The 16,401-nt window shown below is 61.6% G+C and carries 15 protein-coding genes; 9 read left to right on the top strand and 6 right to left on the bottom strand.

Going from position 1 to position 16,401, the window contains the following annotated elements; genetic code table 11:
* Nucleotides 1-37: 37 nt before the first annotated feature.
* The gene (locus tag ACYVGC_RS06875; RefSeq protein ID WP_460583071.1) at nt 38-1,297 is read left to right on the top strand and encodes a pyridoxal phosphate-dependent aminotransferase; all 1,260 of its coding nucleotides are present in this window, start codon (nt 38-40) and stop codon (nt 1,295-1,297) included.
* A 105-nt stretch (nt 1,298-1,402) separates the two neighbouring features.
* Here ACYVGC_RS06875 and ACYVGC_RS06870 read toward each other — a convergent pair whose 3' ends face one another.
* Nucleotides 1,403-2,458 (bottom strand): SDR family oxidoreductase, encoded by a 1,056-nt coding sequence (locus tag ACYVGC_RS06870; RefSeq protein WP_460583070.1) that lies wholly within the window; start codon nt 2,456-2,458, stop codon nt 1,403-1,405.
* 145 nt (nt 2,459-2,603) lie between these two features.
* Between ACYVGC_RS06870 and ACYVGC_RS06865 the strand changes: the two genes are divergently transcribed.
* From ACYVGC_RS06865 to ACYVGC_RS06855, 3 genes are all read left to right on the top strand, one after another.
* Complete coding sequence (locus ACYVGC_RS06865) at nt 2,604-3,776, top strand: 1-deoxy-D-xylulose-5-phosphate reductoisomerase (RefSeq protein ID WP_460583069.1); 1,173 nt, start codon at nt 2,604-2,606, stop codon at nt 3,774-3,776.
* A gap of 133 nt (nt 3,777-3,909) precedes the next feature.
* Nucleotides 3,910-5,253: an RIP metalloprotease RseP gene (rseP, locus tag ACYVGC_RS06860; RefSeq protein ID WP_460583068.1), complete on the top strand. Its 1,344-nt coding sequence runs from the start codon at nt 3,910-3,912 to the stop codon at nt 5,251-5,253.
* A gap of 177 nt (nt 5,254-5,430) precedes the next feature.
* Nucleotides 5,431-5,937, top strand: coding sequence for a DUF6702 family protein (locus ACYVGC_RS06855; RefSeq protein WP_460583067.1), 507 nt, complete (start codon nt 5,431-5,433; stop codon nt 5,935-5,937).
* Between the two features lie 263 nt (nt 5,938-6,200).
* Here the strand turns inward: ACYVGC_RS06855 and ACYVGC_RS06850 are convergent, their stop codons facing one another.
* The gene (locus ACYVGC_RS06850; RefSeq protein WP_460583066.1) at nt 6,201-6,878 is read right to left on the bottom strand and encodes a DUF2461 domain-containing protein; all 678 of its coding nucleotides are present in this window, start codon (nt 6,876-6,878) and stop codon (nt 6,201-6,203) included.
* A 96-nt stretch (nt 6,879-6,974) separates the two neighbouring features.
* Between ACYVGC_RS06850 and ACYVGC_RS06845 the strand changes: the two genes are divergently transcribed.
* On the top strand, nt 6,975-7,703 hold the full coding sequence (locus tag ACYVGC_RS06845; RefSeq protein WP_460583065.1) for a L,D-transpeptidase family protein: 729 nt from the start codon (nt 6,975-6,977) through the stop codon (nt 7,701-7,703).
* 178 nt (nt 7,704-7,881) lie between these two features.
* Here the strand turns inward: ACYVGC_RS06845 and ACYVGC_RS06840 are convergent, their stop codons facing one another.
* Entirely contained in the window at nt 7,882-9,426 is a 1,545-nt protein-coding gene (locus tag ACYVGC_RS06840; protein WP_460583064.1) for a SulP family inorganic anion transporter, read from the bottom strand.
* A 333-nt stretch (nt 9,427-9,759) separates the two neighbouring features.
* Here ACYVGC_RS06840 and ACYVGC_RS06835 point away from each other — a divergent pair, with 333 nt between their 5' ends.
* Together ACYVGC_RS06835 and ACYVGC_RS06830 are read left to right on the top strand one after the other, a co-directional pair.
* The gene (locus ACYVGC_RS06835; protein ID WP_460583063.1) at nt 9,760-10,878 is read left to right on the top strand and encodes an NHL repeat-containing protein; all 1,119 of its coding nucleotides are present in this window, start codon (nt 9,760-9,762) and stop codon (nt 10,876-10,878) included.
* A gap of 134 nt (nt 10,879-11,012) precedes the next feature.
* Nucleotides 11,013-11,918, top strand: coding sequence for an FKBP-type peptidyl-prolyl cis-trans isomerase (locus ACYVGC_RS06830; protein WP_460583062.1), 906 nt, complete (start codon nt 11,013-11,015; stop codon nt 11,916-11,918).
* Between the two features lie 95 nt (nt 11,919-12,013).
* Here the strand turns inward: ACYVGC_RS06830 and ACYVGC_RS06825 are convergent, their stop codons facing one another.
* Entirely contained in the window at nt 12,014-13,432 is a 1,419-nt protein-coding gene (locus ACYVGC_RS06825; RefSeq protein WP_460583061.1) for a DUF5723 family protein, read from the bottom strand.
* 213 nt (nt 13,433-13,645) lie between these two features.
* Between ACYVGC_RS06825 and meaB the strand changes: the two genes are divergently transcribed.
* Nucleotides 13,646-14,626, top strand: coding sequence for a methylmalonyl Co-A mutase-associated GTPase MeaB (gene meaB, locus ACYVGC_RS06820; RefSeq protein WP_460583060.1), 981 nt, complete (start codon nt 13,646-13,648; stop codon nt 14,624-14,626).
* A gap of 58 nt (nt 14,627-14,684) precedes the next feature.
* Nucleotides 14,685-15,170, top strand: a complete 486-nt coding sequence (locus ACYVGC_RS06815) for a hypothetical protein (protein ID WP_460583059.1) — start codon at nt 14,685-14,687, stop codon at nt 15,168-15,170.
* Nucleotides 15,171-15,524: 354 nt separating this feature from the next.
* Here the strand turns inward: ACYVGC_RS06815 and ACYVGC_RS06810 are convergent, their stop codons facing one another.
* Both ACYVGC_RS06810 and ACYVGC_RS06805 read right to left on the bottom strand, forming a co-directional pair.
* Nucleotides 15,525-15,860 carry a DoxX family protein gene (locus ACYVGC_RS06810; RefSeq protein ID WP_460583058.1) on the bottom strand — a complete coding sequence of 112 codons (336 nt, stop codon included), beginning with the start codon at nt 15,858-15,860 and terminating at the stop codon, nt 15,525-15,527.
* Nucleotides 15,860-16,207 carry a DoxX family protein gene (locus tag ACYVGC_RS06805; RefSeq protein WP_460583057.1) on the bottom strand — a complete coding sequence of 116 codons (348 nt, stop codon included), beginning with the start codon at nt 16,205-16,207 and terminating at the stop codon, nt 15,860-15,862. The genes ACYVGC_RS06810 and ACYVGC_RS06805 overlap by 1 nt, the downstream gene beginning before the upstream one ends.
* Nucleotides 16,208-16,401 lie beyond the last annotated feature (194 nt).

Raw genomic sequence — 16,401 nt, 5'->3', positions numbered from 1 at the left:
GAGGGTCTTTAGTGCTCTCTCCCCTACCTCCTACCCTATGCGTATTTCCCGGCTGGCCGACCAGATGAGCGGCTCCGAAATTATCAAGATTGGCAACGCCGTGAGCGAGCAGATTCGCCAGGGCGAAACCATCTGTAACCTCACCATTGGTGATTTTGACCCTAAGCTGTTTCCTATTCCGGCCGAGCTGCGCGATGGCGTGATGGCCGCCTACCAGGCCGGCCAGACCAACTACCCGCCCGCCGCCGGCACCGCCGACATGCGCCAGGCCGCCGCCGACTTCTTGCGCAATCGGCTGGGCCTCAACTACTCGCCAGCCGATGAGTTTTTGATAGCTGGGGGTTCACGCCCGCTTATTTACGCCGCTTACCTGGCGCTAGTAGACCCCGGCGACCGCGTGGTGTTCCCGGTGCCGTCGTGGAACAACAACCACTACTGCCACCTCTCGGGGGCGCAGCAGGTGGCCGTGCCCACCCAGCCCGAAAACGACTTTATGCCCACCGCCGCCGAGCTGGCCCCGCAGCTGGCCGGGGCTACGCTGCTGGCGCTGTGCTCGCCGCTCAACCCCACGGGCACGGTATTTACGAAGGAAGGCCTGGAAGAAATCTGCGACCTGGTGCTGGCTGAAAACCAGCGCCGCGGTCCCGACGAGAAGCCCCTCTACATCTTGTACGACCAAATTTACTGGCTGCTAACCTTCGGCCAGACCCAGCATTTTGACCCCGTGAGCTTGCGGCCCGCCCTGCGCGACTACGTGGTGTACATCGACGGCATTTCGAAGTGCTTCGCCGCTACCGGTGTGCGCGTAGGCTACGCTTTTGGGCCTAAGCAGGTGATTGACAAGATGAAAGGTCTGCTGGGCCATATCGGGGCCTGGGCTCCCAAGGCCGAGCAAGTAGCCACGGCTGCGCTGCTGCCCCAGACAGCCGCCGTTGATGGTTTCCTGGCTGAGTTGAAGACGGGCCTGCAAGGCAGCCTGCAAGCCGCCTACCAGGGCCTGAAGGACCTGCGCGCCCAAGGCTACCCCGTAGATGCCATTGTGCCGGCCGGGGCCATTTACCTCACGGCCCGCATCGACGTGCTAGGCCGCACCACGGCGGCCGGCGAGGTGCTGGCTACCACCAAGGAAACCACCTCCTACCTGCTTACCGAGGCCGGACTGGCAGTAGTGCCGTTCAGCGCCTTCGGGGCTGAGGCATCGGAGCCGTGGTTCCGGCTGTCGGTGGGGGCTGAGTCGCAGGCTTCTATTGAGGCCGCGCTACCGCGCCTGCGCGCCGCACTGGATAAGCTGAAGTAGGAAGCGCAAGGTTTCGCAAAGTAAAAAGAGGTTTCGCAAGGTGTGAGAACGAGCTGTTCTTCCACCTTGCGAAACCTCTTTTTACTTTGCGAAACCTTGCGCTACTTACTCGTCGGTGGCGGGCACTAGCGGCTCGTTATAAGAAGTTGGCTTAGGAAATTGCGATTTTTTGCCCGCGAAAAGGGCGATAGTGGCGGCCAGCGTGGTGGCGGCCACAATGCCCGCTACCACCGGGTTTAGGCGGGCGCGAGTGTAGAGGCTGGTTTCCATCACGTGGCCGGGGTTGTTGCCGCGTGCTTTGGCGCGGGGGCCGCTGGGGCGGTACAACGAGCCGGCGGGGTTTACGGCTTTGGTGCCTTCCTGCTTCTGCTGGGCCACGCCGGTTTTGGCTTCCACCCAGTCCATTACGCCAGGAGCGTACTTGTTCACGCTGCTCATTACTTTGCCGCCGCCGCCCACAAACACGTCGCGCATGGGGTTCACGGCAGCGTGCAGAATAGCGTTGGCCACTTCTTCAGGGGCGTACACTGGCTGGGGCAACTTGGGTTTTTCGGGCAGGTAGTTGCGGGCGTGCTCTGGAAAAGGCGTGTTAATAGCGGCCGGCTTGATGAGCGTGACCGATACGGGTGCTTTTTCATCAGCTAACTCAATGCGCAACGCATCGGTAAAGCCCTTCACGGCGTGCTTGCTGGAGGCGTACATACCCTGGATGGGCACGGCCACGTCCGACACAACACTACCCAGATTAATGAGCGCGCCGCCGTGCTTTTTGAGGTGCTTAATGGCTTCGAGCGAGCCGTTGACCACGCCCCAGAAATTGGTATCGTACAGCCGCTTAAAGTCTTCTAGGTTGCCTTGCTCCAGCTTGCCCCACATGCCTACGCCGGCATTATTGACCCAGGTATCGAAGCCGCCGAAATTGGCATGGGCCGCTTCGTGGATGCGGCGCACGGCGTCGGGGTCGGCCACGTCGGCGGCCACGGTGGCAATGTTGCCGCCAATGTGACGGGCAACGGTATCGAGGTCGGCTTGCGAGCGGGCGGCCAGCACGAGGCGGGCCCCGGCCTTGGCAGCGGCGCGGGCAGTGGCCAGGCCAATGCCGCTGGTAGCGCCGGTAATCACAATTACCTGCTGGTCGAGCGGTTTGAGTTTAACAGACATAAGTTAAGGAGCGGGTGGAAAAGGAAAAAGTAGCAGGACTACTACCCCTGGCTTTACGGGTAGCCAGGCCAAATGGATAAGGAGGAGCTTAGGCCCGCAACGCTCCCCTTACCTTTACGCTCCTATTCCCAACCCTACTTATCTGGTGGATTCTTTTTCGATAACAGCTACTCCCAAAGGCCTGGCGCTGCTGGGCTCCACGGGCTCCATTGGCACGCAGGCGCTGGACGTAGTACGCGAGCAGCGCGGCCGGTTTCGGGTGGCGGTGCTCACGGCGGGGCGGCAGTGGCAGCTGCTGGTGCAGCAGGCGCAGGAGTTTCAGCCGGCCGCCGTGGTCATCAGCGACGAGTTTTACCAGGAGGTAAAGGCCGCCCTGGCCAGCCAGCCCGAAACCCAGGTGCTGGCCGGCGCAGCCGCCCTCACCGAAGTGGTGCAGCGCCCCGACGTGGCCGTGGTGCTCACTGCGCTGGTGGGATACGCGGGACTGGCCCCCACGGTGGCCGCCATCCGGGCGGGCAAGGATATTGCGCTGGCCAACAAGGAAACGCTGGTAGTGGCCGGCGAGCTGATAACCAAGCTCGTACAGGAGTACGGCGTGGCGCTGCTGCCCGTCGATTCGGAACATTCGGCCATTTTTCAGTGCCTGGCGGGCGAGGCGCAGAACCCCATTGAGAAGGTCGTTCTTACGGCTTCGGGCGGGCCGTTTCGGGGGCGTAGCACCGCCGAGCTGGCGCACATTACTAAGGCGCAGGCCCTCAAGCACCCCAACTGGACGATGGGGGCCAAAATCACCATCGACTCGGCCACGCTCATGAATAAGGGCCTCGAAGTGATTGAGGCCAAGTGGCTGTTTAACCTTCGTGATGAGCAAGTTGACGTGGTGGTGCACCCCCAGAGCATCGTGCACTCGCTGGTGCAGTTCGAGGACGGCTCGCTAAAAGCCCAGCTGGGCTTGCCCGATATGAAGCTGCCCATTCAGTACGCGCTGGGCTACCCGCAGCGGCTGCGGAATGATTTTCCCCGGTTTTCGTTTCTTAACTACCCCACCCTCACCTTCGAGGCGCCCGACCTGGCCACGTTTCGCCACCTGCCGCTGGCCTACGCGGCCATGCAGCGCGGCGGCACCGCCCCCTGCGTGCTCAACGCGGCCAACGAGGTGGCAGTAGCGGCATTTTTACAAGACCAAGTGAGCTTTTTGGGCATGGCCGATATCGTGGCCGACTGCCTGGAAAGGGTACCGTATCTTGCAGCCCCGACGCTGGCCGACTACGCCGCTACGGATGCCGAAGCGCGGCGCGTGGCGAGTAGTTTGCTCTAAAAAAATCGTTGTCATGCTGACAAAGGAAGCATCTTATCACGGCTGCCTTTCGTCAGATTTAGTAAATAGCTGAGCGCGTGCGTGATAAGACCTTTCGCAAGCTCAGGATGACAGTTTAACGCAACATTCCCCTTTGGAAATTCTCATTATGATTGGCCAGCTGGTGCTGGGCCTTTCGCTGTTGGTTGGCTTGCACGAATTTGGGCACTTTGCCTTCGCCAAGCTTTTTAAGATTAAGGTCACGAAGTTTTACATCTTTTTTGACTTCCTGTTTCCGCTACCGCACGTCTGGAATTTCAGTCTGCTCAAGAAAAAAGTAGGCGACACGGAATATGGTATCGGCTGGTTTCCGCTGGGTGGCTACGTGGCCATCCACGGCATGGTGGACGAAACGCAGGACGCCGACGCGCTGGCCGGCCCACCGCAGCCCGACGAGTTTCGGGCCAAGCCGGCCTGGCAGCGCCTGCTGGTGATGCTGGGCGGCATCATTATGAACGTGATTACGGGCATCGTCATTTTCTCGGCCCTCACCTACAAGCTGGGCGAAAGCTACCTGCCCGCCACCGAGGCACGCTACGGCGTGGTCACCACCAAGCTGGGCCGCGACATCGGCTTCCGCGACGGCGACCAGATTGTGAAAATCAACGGCCGGCCCTTCACCGAGTTCAACGACGTGTACGACCCCAACGTGCTGCTCAGCAACGAGACGTACTACACCGTGGAGCGCGGCGGCCAGCTCCTCGACCTGCCCAAGCTGCCCAAAAACTTCTTTGACCGCCTCAACAAGCAGGGCGACAGCCTCTTCGTAGAAGCCCGCTCGCCCTTCACCCTGGCCGAGGTAGTGGCCGGCAACCCCGCCGCCAAAGCGGGCATTAAGGTGGGTGACCGCATCACCCAGATTGGCAGCACGCCCATCCGGTACTACGATGAGCTGCTGCACACCCTGCCCCGCTACAAAGGACAGACCATCCCCATCACGGTCACCCGCGATGGCCAGTCGGTGGCGCTGCCCGTGGCCGTGAGCGCCGCCGGCAAAATTGGCGTGCGCCCCAAGCCGGAGCTGAACTTCAGCACCCGCTACTTTGGCGTCGGCGAGTCGGTACCGCAGGGCACCAAGCAGGCCTTTAGCGTTATCACACTGCAAGCCAAGGCGTTTGGCAAAATTCTAAAGCGCGAGGCGTCAGCTTCCGAGAGCCTGGGTGGTCCCGTAGAGATTGCCCAGCAGTTTGGGGGCGTCTGGAACTGGCCGCATTTCTGGAGCCTGGTGGGCACGCTGAGCATGGTGCTGGCCTTCATGAACCTGCTGCCAATTCCGGCTCTCGACGGCGGCCACGTGCTGTTCCTGCTCTACGAGATAATTCTGCGCCGCAAGCCGTCAGAGAAATTCCTGGAGGGCGCCCAGCGCGTGGGCACCATGCTGATTCTGGCGCTCATGGCTTATGTTATTGTGATTAAGCAGGTTATGAAGCTGTTTTAAGTTAATTTTACTACCATAAACAGTTGTCATTGCAAGCGCAACGCAGTGGAGCGCGGCAATCTTTCCTTCACGTCAGGGGTACCAACCCAACGGAAAAGGAAAGATTGCCGCGCTCCACTGCGTTGCGCTCGCAATGACAAACGGCTTAGGGCTCCTTACCTCTCCTACTGTACTACTATGCGGCGCGTTCTTCTCTTTTCCCTCGTGCTACTGGGGCTGCCGGGCGCGGCGGGCACCCGCCACGCCTACCACACCAGCATTCTGGAGTTGAAGCTTAACCCCCAGAAGCAACAGGTAGAGCTGGCCCTGAAGGTCTTTACCGACGACTTTAGCCGGGCGCTCTCGCAGGGCCAGGCCAAGGCCGTGGACCTGCGCTCGCCGGGCGCGCTGCCGCTGGCCGAACTCTACCTGCACCAGCACCTTAAGCTAAGCCTGCCGGCCGCCCCGCGCCAGCCGCGCCGCCCGCTCGACGTGCAGTTTTTGGGCCTGCAACCCGAAAAAGACGCCTACTGGCTCTACGCCAAAGTACCGCTGCCCCGCTCCACCAAGGAATTGCTCATCCAGCAAGACATGCTGCTGGAGTTGTTTTCCGACCAGATGAACATTGTGAATGCCGAAGGCAACGGCAAGAAAATCAGCGCCTTGCTCCGCAGCGGCCACGAAGAGGAAGTACTGAATTTTTAAGGCTCTGGAGTAACATCCTGGTATTATAGTCAAAGTAGACTGCGGTCGCCGGTCCGTTGGCGAAGCCGGCCGACCGGTTGACACCTGAACGATACCCGCACGGCTGGCCAAGCAGCCCACCCACCTACTGGCTCGATGGCAAAGCCAACCGAGCGATTATTACGTGAGCGGTGACAGCCCAATTAGCCAAGCGGCACACGCGTCAACCGGTCGGCCGGCGGACCGGCGACCGCCCCTTAAGGCTACGCTTAACTTATTGAAGCTTACTCTTTGGCTGTGGCGTCAGTCAGCCACTCGCAAAACGGGCCCAGGCCGCACAGCGCAGCCAGCACTTGCGCCCGGAATGCCTCGGGGCTAAGCGGCCGCACCTCGGCATCGGGCAGGTGTTGCATGAGCAAGAACTGCTTATGGCGCAGCCAGTTGGCCTCGGGGTGGGTGGCCTCATAGCCAGCCGGCATTTTCTTGAGCTGCGCGCCGCCCATGCCCTGCGGGAAGAGCTGCCGGGCGGTGGGCATGGCCAGCAGCGCATGCAAGCCTTCGGCCGCGTAGTCGATTTCCTGGCGGATGGCGGCTAGCTGCTCCTTGGTGGGTTCGTAGATGCCGCCGGCCACCAGCGTTTGGCCGTGGGGGCCCACCTGAATGTAGCGGCCCGGCCCCTCACTTTGCTTGCCGCCCACGGCAAAGTAGGCCGAGAAGTGCGTTTTATACGGCACCTTCACCTTGGAAAAGCGCACGTCGCGGTAGATGCGGAAGACGCACTTTTTGGGCTCCAGGCCGGCCAGGGCGGGCTCATCCTGCACCAACTCGCGCAGCCAGTAGGCCACGTCTTGCTCAAAATCGGCCCGAAGCTGGTCGAAGGTTTCTTTGTTGGCCTGGAACCAGTCACGGTCGTTATGCTGGGCCAGGTTTTCGAGGAATTGGAAGAGCGTAGCAGGATTCATAGACCGCAAAGATGCGGCGCGCCAGGGCGAACGCGCCGCCCTTATACTGGCCGCGGGGGCGGCGGCGTTGGGCAAGCGCAACCCTATTGGCAGCTTATGCGCGCACTACTAATTACTTGGCTTTGGCTAGGCCTATTGAGCCCAACCAGCGCCCAGCCGGGCCAGCCACCTACCCCGGCCGATTATTGGCAGCAGCAGTTGGCCTTTCCACGCGTGCGGGCAGCCTATGCCCATTGCTGGCCCACGCTGGCCGCCCGCCTGCAAGCCCAACACCTCGACTCGGCCCGGCTGGAGGTATTTTTTCGGCTCATCAAAACCAGCCGGACGCTGGAAGTGTGGGCCCGCAACCACGGCGACGCGGCTTTTCGGCAGTTGGGCGGCTACCCGCTGGCAGCTACTTCGGGCACGCTGGGGCCCAAGCGCCGGGCCGGCGACGGGCAGGTGCCCGAAGGCTTTTACACTATCGACCGCTTCCAGCCGCAGAGCGCCTTTCACCTCTCGCTGGGCCTCGACTACCCCACGGCCGACGACCTGCTGGCCACCGGCCTGGGCGACCCCGGCGGCGACATTTTCCTGCACGGCTCCAACGTGACGGTGGGCTGCCTGCCCCTCACCGACGCGGGCATTGAGGAGGTGTACCTGCTGGCCGTGGCGGCGCGGGCGGCTGGGCAAAGCAGCCTGGCGGTGCATATTTTCCCGTTTCCTTTGGTAGATAGCGAGTTGCGCCATCGCTCGGCCAGTCCGCACGCGGCTTTTTGGCGCGGATTGGTGCCGGGCTACGCTTATTTCGAAACGCACCACGCGCTAGCGGTTGACCCGCGTTAGTGACGCTCTGTTTTTAGGCACTTACGCAAACCCCGTTTGTCATTGCGAGCACAGCGAAGCAATCGCATCAGAACGAGTCGTTCGGGCATCGTTTCGGTGCGATTACTTCGCTGTGCTCGCAATGACAAACGGGGTTTGCGTAAGTCTTAACTTTGCAATTAACCTACTGGTAACCTGTCTAATAAATGGCATTGGCCCCCGACACCAGGTACGTGGGGTCCTCCTGAATATTGACGTCAATAATAGCCCCGGCGTTCCCTAAAAGCTTGCGGCAGTCGGGGCTGAGGTGGCGCAGGTGCAGGGTTTTGCCGGCGCGGGCGTAGCGCCCGGTGAGCTTATGCAGGGCGTCGAGGGCCGACATGTCGGCCACGCGGCTCTCGCGGAAATCGAGCACGACCTCGGCGGGGTCGCGGGCCACGTCAAACTTTTCGCCAAAGGCCTGCACCGAGCCAAAGAACAGCGGGCCGTAGAGCTCGTAGTGCTTCACGCCGGCCGCGTCGAGGTGGTGGCGGGCCCGGATGCGCTGGGCGTTTTCCCAGGCAAAGTTCAGGGCCGACACCACCACGCCCAGCAGCACGGCCAGGGCCAGGTTTTGCGAAATGGCCGTTACGAGCGTCACGAGCAGCATCGCCAGCACGTCGGGCAGCGGCATGCGGCGCAAAATGCGCAGGCTGGCCCACTCAAACGTGCCAATCACTACCATAAACATCACGCCCACCAGCGCCGCCAGTGGCAGGCGCTCAATCAGCCCCGAGCCGGCCACCACGAAGCCCGCCAGCGCCAGCGCCGCCACCACGCCCGAGAGCCGCCCGCGCCCGCGCGACCCGAGGTTCACCATCGTTTGGCCAATCATGGCGCAGCCGCCTATGCCACCCGTCAGGCCCGAGGCGATGTTGGCCAGGCCCTGGGCCACGCAATCCTGGTTGCCGCGGCCGCGGGTATCGGTCATTTCGTCCACCACGGTTAGGGTGAGCAGGCTTTCGGTGAGGCCCACCAGCGCCATAATGAAGGCGTAGGACAGCACCACGCCCAGTGTGTGCCAGGTGTAGGGCACCTGCGGCAGGTGCGGCCGGGGCAGCCCGCCCGCAATGGAGGCAATGTCACCCACCGACTTGGTATGCAGCCCGCCGCCAATCACGAGGGCCGACACCACTACAATGGCCGCCAGCGAGGCCGGCACGGCCTTGGTGAGCTTGGGTAAAACATAAACAATGGCCATGGTGAGCGCCACCAGGCCCGCCATCAGCAGCAGCGCCGAGCCCGTGAGCCAGTGCGCGGCCCCAGCCGCATCATGTACCTTAAACTGCTCCAGCTGGGCCAGGAAAATGATGATGGCCAGGCCATTAACAAACCCATATACCACCGGCTGCGGCACCAGCCGAATAAACTTGCCGAAGCGCAGCAGCCCGATAACCACTTGGATAATCCCCATCAGCACCACGGCCGGAAACAGGTACTCGATGCCCCGCTGGGCCACCAAACTCACAATAACCACCGCCACCGAGCCCGCTGCGCCCGATATCATGCCCGGCCGTCCGCCAAACACGCTGGTAATAAGGCAAATAACAAAGGCCGAGCCAATGCCCACCAGCGGGCTGATGTGAGCCAGCAGCGCGAAGGCCACCACCTCCGGCACCAAGGCCAGGGCCGTAGTAAGGCCAGCCAGCGCTTCGTTTTTACCGTTAAGTTTGTATTGAGTAAAATAAGCTGACGAAAACTGCATAAAAGTCTGAGGTATAGGCAAAATAAAAGCCGCACGCTTCGGCTAAGAAGCGGCGGCAACAGCATTTCTGGCCGGTACTCAGGGTGGGGTGAGCTTGAAAATAAGCGTCAGGAAGGGGGCATAAGAGCCCGCAAAGGCACGAAATGGGCCGTAGCGCCGTAGCGCGAACTTTCCAGTTCGTGCGCGAGCGCAGCGAGCATCCGGGACCAGCTGCCAGCATACGCAGGATGCTCGCTGCACTCACGCACGAACTGGAAAGTTCGCGCTACATCCTTACACCACCCGGCACGGTTTTTTCGTTGAAGCAGGTACTCATCCTTCCCTGCTTTGCCCATGCGCCGGCTCCTTCTTGCCCTTTTTGCTTTTGCTTTTTTTACGCAACCCGCTAGCGCCCAGCGGCCCACCGACTTGTGGTACTTTGGCCGCCAGGCCGGGCTCAACTTTGCGGGCGGCGCGCCTACACCGCTGCTCGACGGGGCCATGACCACCTACGAGGGCTGCGCCACGGCCACCACCAAGCGCGGCGAGTTGCTGTTTTACACCGATGGCCAAACCGTATGGAACCGCCAGCACCAGCCCATGCCGGGTGGGCGGCACCTCATGGGCAGCGGCAGCAGTACGCAGTCGGCCCTCATTGTGCCCGACCCCGGCTCGGGCAACATCTTCTACATCTTCACAGTGGCCCCGCAGGGCAGCCCCGACGGCCTGCGCTACTCGGTGGTGGACATGACCCGCGCCAACGGCCTCGGCGACGTACCCCGCGCCAACCTCTTGCTAATCACACCGGTAGCTGAGAAGCTGGCCGCCGTGCGCCACCCCAACGGCCGCGACGTGTGGGTGGTGGCCCACCGCTGGAACTCCAGCGCGTTCGTGAGCTACCTCGTCACGGCCGACGGTGTGGGCTCGGGCAAGCCCATTCTCAGCAACGTGGGCAGCATGAATGCCGGGCCCGGCCGCAACGCCATTGGGGCGCTCAAGTTTTCGCCCGATGGCAGCAAGCTGGCCGCCGCCCTGTGGCGCGAAAACAACCGGTTTGAGGTGTATGACTTCGACCGGAATACCGGCAAGGTGAGCAACCCGCGCAGCTTCGGGCCCTACCAGGAGGCCTACGGCGTCGAGTTTTCGCCCGATGGCCGCCTGCTCTACGGCACCTGCAACGGCGATACCAAGGACCAAAAATTAACTGCCGGCATGAGCGAAACGCAGATACTGCAATTCGACCTCAAAACCAAGGCGGCCGTGCCGGTGGGCCACTCCTCCAACCACAAAATCGGGGCCTTGCAGCGCGGGCCCGATGGTAAAATCTACGTGGCCCGCGAGGACAATTCCTTCCTGGGCGTGATTGCGCAGCCCAATACCAGCGGCGCGGCCTGCGGCTACGTCGATGATGGCCTCAAGCTGGGTGGGCGGCGCAGCAAGCTCGGGCTGCCGGGCTTTGTGGTGGAGCCTTAGCGGGCTGCCGGACGCTGGACCGACTGCTTACGCCGCCCACGCAACCTTTATTACTAGGTCCAGCTCTTAGGTGTGGGGCGGCGGGGTTATTTTTGCACAAAAACCAATCTATGAAATCATTTTTTTGGGGGAAAATGCACCGCTTGCCCACGGTGCTCTTGTGGTTGCTAACGGCGAGCCTACTTACCACGGCTTGCAAAAAGGATGACGAAACGACGACCGACTACACGGCCGTAGACGATGCCGCCATTAAGAAGTACTTGTCTGACAACGCGATAACTACCGCGCAGAAGCAGACGTCGGGCCTCTACTACATCCCGGTAACAACCAACGCCAGCGCGGCCAAGCCCACGGCCAACCAGGTGGTATCCATCCTCTACACCGGCCAGCTGCTCAACGGCACGGTGTTCGACGCCACGTCGCAGCGCGACAACACGCCGCTGAGCTTCATTTTGGGCGTCAACCGGATAATTCCGGGCCTGGAAGAAGGCATCTCGTTGATGCACAAGGGCGACAAGGCCGTGTTCCTCATTCCCTCGGGGCTGGCTTACGGCACAAGCGGCTCGCCGCCCGCCATTCCGGCCAACGCCGTTATCCGCTTCGAGGTAGAGCTGACGGACATCAACACGAGCTTCGCCATCCCCGACGACAACCTCATTACCCGCTACCTAGCTAAGAACAACATCACTACGGCCCAGAAGCAGGCTTCGGGCCTTTATTTCGTGCCCACCGTTAGCAACCCCACTGGCGTGCCCGCCGCCGCCGGCAAAACCATTTCGGTACTTTATACCGGTAAGTTACTGAACGGTACGGTGTTCGATGCTACGTCGCAGCGCAACAATGCGCCCTTCACCTTCGTGGTGGGGGCCATGCCCAAGCAAGTAATTCCCGGCTTCGACGAAGGCATTAGCCTGATGCGTAAGGGCGAAAAGGCCACGCTGCTCATCCCCTCGGCGCTAGCCTACGGAGCTTCGGGCTCGGGCTCCATTCCGGCCAACGCGGTTATCACCTTCGATGTAGAAGTGGTGGACGTGAAGTAAATGCTACGCATAAGAAAGGAGCCCTGGCGTAGCAAGTTGCTACGCCAGGGCTCCTTTCTTATGCCCATTGGGCAGAGGAGTATGCAGAGTATTAGCTAGCTTTTGCCAATCTTAAAGCGCAGAAAACCAAGGGCTACCGAGGCATACGGGTTGTTGTCAGCGAAGTAGCCCGCCACGCTGCGGGTGCTAATACCGGCCTCCCACACGGGCGTTACGAAGGTGACACCCAGCGGCACGCTTAGCTTGTAGCCCGCGCCGCCGCTCACGCCGGTGCTCAGGCGCACCCAGCGCACGGGCTTGAAGTCGAGGCCCGCGCCGATGAACGTAGTGGGCAGGTTACCAGCCACTTTGTTGAGCGGCACCGTTACGTCGAGGCCGGCCTCAAACAGCTCGGAGATGCGCACACCGCCGCCCAGGCGCAGCTTGGTGGGCAGGTCGGCGCGGCGCTTCTGGGCAGTTTGGTAGGTAAAAAGCGTTTTGCCGCTGGCTCCGAATTGGTTCACGATATTCTGCACCACGTCGTAGGTCGCGAGGCCGCTGTACTGCGGGAAAGTCAGGCTCTGGTCGGTAGCCGTCACCACGTTGCCGGTCCAGGTCATGGAGCCCAGGTCGGTAACCGACGCGCCCAGGCGGATAACCTTGCCCACCTCGGCCGCCAGGCCCAGGTCGAAGCCATTGCCGTGGCCTACGGGTTGCAACTTACTGCCGCTCTGATAGTTAAATGACGGACTACTGGCCAGGCTACCATAATTAATATCGAACACCGGCGAGAGCGACGAGTACGCCGAGAGGCTGCCCCCGCCAATGCGCACATCGGCCACCCCAATACCCTGGATGTAGCGGTAGCCCACCCCGGCCGTTAGCCTAATAACGCCCGGTATATCAAGTACTTCCACGCCGTAGCCGATATTGAACTCGTTGGTAAGCGCCAGTTGCAACTGCGTGCCGTCGAGCGCGGCCGAGAGCAGCGGCGGCGTGCCACCGCGCGGGTTGCCCGCAAAGTCGTAATACTGCTGCACAATGGCCGCCTGCTGGCCGTTCACGATGATGTCGGCGCTGTTTTGGTTGAGGGCCACGTGGCCACTCAGGCGCTGGCGCACCGATACGGCCAGGCCGCCCAGGCCCGGCGGCAGGGTCACAGCCAAGCCAAAAGCGGTGGCATCGGCGTTGATATTGAGCGCGTTCTGGCTGTTGAGGTTAGCTACCAGCGAGGTCCGCTCGGCGGCCGAAAGCGCGTCGTTGGCGTGAAATAGCAGCTTTTTGAACTGGCTATTGGTCAGCGACTGCGAGCCCACGCCCGCGCCCACCTCCCCCACTGTGAAGGAAATAAGGCTGGTGCCCTGCCGGCCCAGGTTGGCGGGGTTGATGCCCAGCGCCTGGTAGTCGAGGGCAAACGTGTTGACCACGCCGCCGCGGCCGGTGGCCGAAAAGTTGCTCAGTTCATTTTGGGCCAGCGCGGGCACGGTGGCCAGCAGCCCCAAGGCGGCGGGCAGCCAGGCAAGTCGGGTTTTCATAGGAGAGGGCAACGCCGGAAACGCGGGCGTACTGCCCACAAAATTACGGCCACCGGACGGCGGGCAGGCCCTGGCATTCGGCCAATGAGTCAATTTAATCTGTCATTCATCTAATAAAATGACTGAGTACGCCGCCTCGCTCACTTGGCCGGCGCGCCTGCCTGCCACCGGCCCGCCGGGGTGCGCCACGCACCGGGTGCGTATTTTGCGGCCGTGCCGACTCCCGTTCTCTCCGCCGCCGACTATGCCCAGGGCCTCGCCGCGGGCCAGCGCGGCACCCTGGCCCGCGCCATTACCCTGGTAGAAAGCACGTTGCCCGCGCACCAGGCACTAGCGCAAGAAGTGCTGCAAGCGGTGCTGCCCCGCACCGGCGGCGCGCTGCGACTAGGCATCACGGGCGTGCCGGGCGTGGGCAAAAGCACGTTTATTGAGGCGCTGGGTTTGTATTTGGTGGAGAAGCTGGGCAAAAAGCTGGCCGTGCTGGCCGTGGACCCCAGCTCGCCGCGCGGCGGCGGCAGCATTTTGGGCGATAAAACCCGGATGCCCCAGCTCACGCTGCACCCGCGGGCGTTCATTCGGCCTTCGCCGGCCAGCGGCAGCCTGGGCGGCGTGGCCCGCGCCACCCGCGAGGCCCTGCTGCTGTGCGAGGCGGCCGGCTACGACGTCATCTTCGTCGAAACCGTGGGCGTGGGCCAGAGCGAAGTGGCAGTGCACGGCCTGGTCGATTTCTTTCTGCTCCTCATGCTGGCCGGGGCCGGCGACGAGCTGCAAGGCGTGAAGCGCGGTATCATGGAAATGGCTGATGCTCTGCTTATTACCAAAGCCGATGCCGGCAACGAGCAAGCCGCCCGCCGCGCCGCCCGCGACTACGAGGGCGCGCTGCACCTGTTCCCGCCCGCCGCCTCGGGCTGGGCGGTGCCCGTGCGCACCTGCTCGGCCGTGAGCGGCGCGGGCCTGCCCGAAGCCTGGCAGCTTATCGAAGCCTACGCCGCCCAAACCCAGGCCAGCGGCTATTGGCAGCAGCGCCGCGCCCAGCAGCAGCTCCAGTGGCTCGACGAGGCTGTGCGCCAGGCCCTGGAGGCGCAATTTTACGGGCGGGCAGGCGTGCAGAGCGCGCTGCCGGGCGTGCGGGCCGCTGTGGCGGCTGGGCAGCTCACGCCGTGGGCGGCGGCGGGGCAGTTGCTGGGGCAGTAGCGTGAGCTTTGTAACCCTCCCTACGAATATCAATCCGATTGCAGCTTGCATTCATTATATGGCTACTTCAACATTACACTACCGGAGCTGGGCTTTTGAATTTGACCATTATCTGACCCAGCAAACCTACGCCGCCGTCACTGGTAGCGGGTCCGATACCTGCGTATGCAACGACTGCAAGAATTATGTTGCTTACCGCGACCGCGTTTTTCCGGCCGAAATCACCCTTCTGCTGGCTGACTTGGGGATTGACTACCGCAAGGAAGTGGAAATTTTCACATACGAGCAATTGCCTAACGGGCTGCACCATATAGCTGGCTGGTTTCACTTCAAAGGACGGGTACTGGCGGGCCCCGACTACCGGGAACCTTTGCCAAACGGGGGCCACACGATTAACCTGACTAGTGTTACCGATAATTTTTCTATCGGCTTCGCTGAAGGCAGCGCGCTGACTTATTTTGAGGATAAGAATGGTCTGGTACAGGTTGAGTTTGAAACAACTATTCCGTGGGTAATTGATAAAACCCTGGAAACCAACAACTAGCTTAATCGTAATTCTCTTTCAACTCTGCCAAATAGATTTCCCGCACAGGGTAGCCAGTGGGACCGATTTTACCACAGTCGGCGGCATCTTTTGGGGGAAACACTGCATCGGGCTAAGCCTGGTACGCGCTACCCTGGGCGCATAGCCTTGTTGCGCCGGCCACTTTTCTAGATAGCTCGGTGGGTCTGCTACCAACCAGCATTGGCTGCGGCCTTAGCCTCGCGGTAGTTCAGCTGCTTCTTACGCAGCAAATAAAGGCGGCTTTTATTACATAAAATACTAATGCACAGTATTTTATGTAATAAAAGCCGCGCTTTATTCAATCCGGGCCAACCGGGCCCCAAACTCCAAGCTTTACAGCGCCCAGGCGAAGATGCCGGCGTTCAGGAGCATAAAAAACAGGGCGGGCAGTGACACCAGCAGGCTGTCTTTCAGCTTAATGCGGTAGACTACCCCGAGGAACATCAACAGAGCCAGGCCACCGGAAGAAATCAGCAGGATGGGGTAGCTTCTCAGGCCCACCAGCAGCCCCACGGCCCCGAGCAGCTCGAAGATGATGGCCACCAGCCCCAGCTTGCCCAGCCCAAACCGCTTGAACTCGTTTTTCATGTTGGGCGACACGAAATAGGCAATGCCGTAGCCCAAAAAGGACAGGCTCGAAACCAAAACCAGGGCGGTGAACAGGTACATCAGGCGGCGGGGTGCAGGGCAGCGTAGGCGATGAACGCGCACAGTACCAGCAAGATGAAGGAAGGCGCGCGCTTGACGAGCGGGTTGCGCACCTTGTGGTGAAAATACTGCGCGGCCAGCATCAGGGCGCCCATCAGCAGGGCCGGTACCAGCACCAGGGCCGGGTACCAGATGCCGGCAATCAGCAGGGTGGCCAGGGCGATTTTGGTGGCCCCCACCAGCGTGCGGGTTTGGTCGCTCAGGCCATATTGCCTGAATTCCAGCACGATATTATCGAAGCGGAATACCCACACGTAGATGACCGCGAGGGCGACGACAAGTTGCGCAATACTGACAAGGTTGGTCATGCTGATTTGTGTTGGGGCCCACCGATGGCCAGTTGTTTTGTCGCCCTGGCACGGGTTGCCAGGGACCACGCCGCGCCGTTATTCGGGCCGGGCGCAGGGTAAACGTTTGAAATCAAAGCCCTTCCGCCGCGCTAATGTTTACGCCCCGGGGCTAGCAAGCCGCCCCCCTTGCGGCTTATCCATCGCCAGTCCTT

The sequence above is a fragment of the Hymenobacter arcticus genome (genome assembly GCF_054779975.1).
Note: the sequence above shows the minus strand (reverse complement) of the source record. Positions and strands in the feature narration are given on the sequence as shown.

Coding starts and splice junctions, on each gene's coding strand:
- ACYVGC_RS06875 (WP_460583071.1), top strand. CDS start 38: ATGCGTATTTCCCGGCTGGCCGACCAGATGAGCGGCTCCGAAATTATC.
- ACYVGC_RS06805 (WP_460583057.1), bottom strand. CDS start 16,207: ATGACCAACCTTGTCAGTATTGCGCAACTTGTCGTCGCCCTCGCGGTC.
- ACYVGC_RS06850 (WP_460583066.1), bottom strand. CDS start 6,878: ATGAATCCTGCTACGCTCTTCCAATTCCTCGAAAACCTGGCCCAGCAT.
- ACYVGC_RS06825 (WP_460583061.1), bottom strand. CDS start 13,432: ATGAAAACCCGACTTGCCTGGCTGCCCGCCGCCTTGGGGCTGCTGGCC.
- ACYVGC_RS06870 (WP_460583070.1), bottom strand. CDS start 2,458: ATGTCTGTTAAACTCAAACCGCTCGACCAGCAGGTAATTGTGATTACC.
- ACYVGC_RS06845 (WP_460583065.1), top strand. CDS start 6,975: ATGCGCGCACTACTAATTACTTGGCTTTGGCTAGGCCTATTGAGCCCA.
- ACYVGC_RS06830 (WP_460583062.1), top strand. CDS start 11,013: ATGCACCGCTTGCCCACGGTGCTCTTGTGGTTGCTAACGGCGAGCCTA.
- ACYVGC_RS06835 (WP_460583063.1), top strand. CDS start 9,760: ATGCGCCGGCTCCTTCTTGCCCTTTTTGCTTTTGCTTTTTTTACGCAA.
- ACYVGC_RS06810 (WP_460583058.1), bottom strand. CDS start 15,860: ATGTACCTGTTCACCGCCCTGGTTTTGGTTTCGAGCCTGTCCTTTTTG.
- ACYVGC_RS06840 (WP_460583064.1), bottom strand. CDS start 9,426: ATGCAGTTTTCGTCAGCTTATTTTACTCAATACAAACTTAACGGTAAA.
- ACYVGC_RS06815 (WP_460583059.1), top strand. CDS start 14,685: ATGGCTACTTCAACATTACACTACCGGAGCTGGGCTTTTGAATTTGAC.
- ACYVGC_RS06855 (WP_460583067.1), top strand. CDS start 5,431: ATGCGGCGCGTTCTTCTCTTTTCCCTCGTGCTACTGGGGCTGCCGGGC.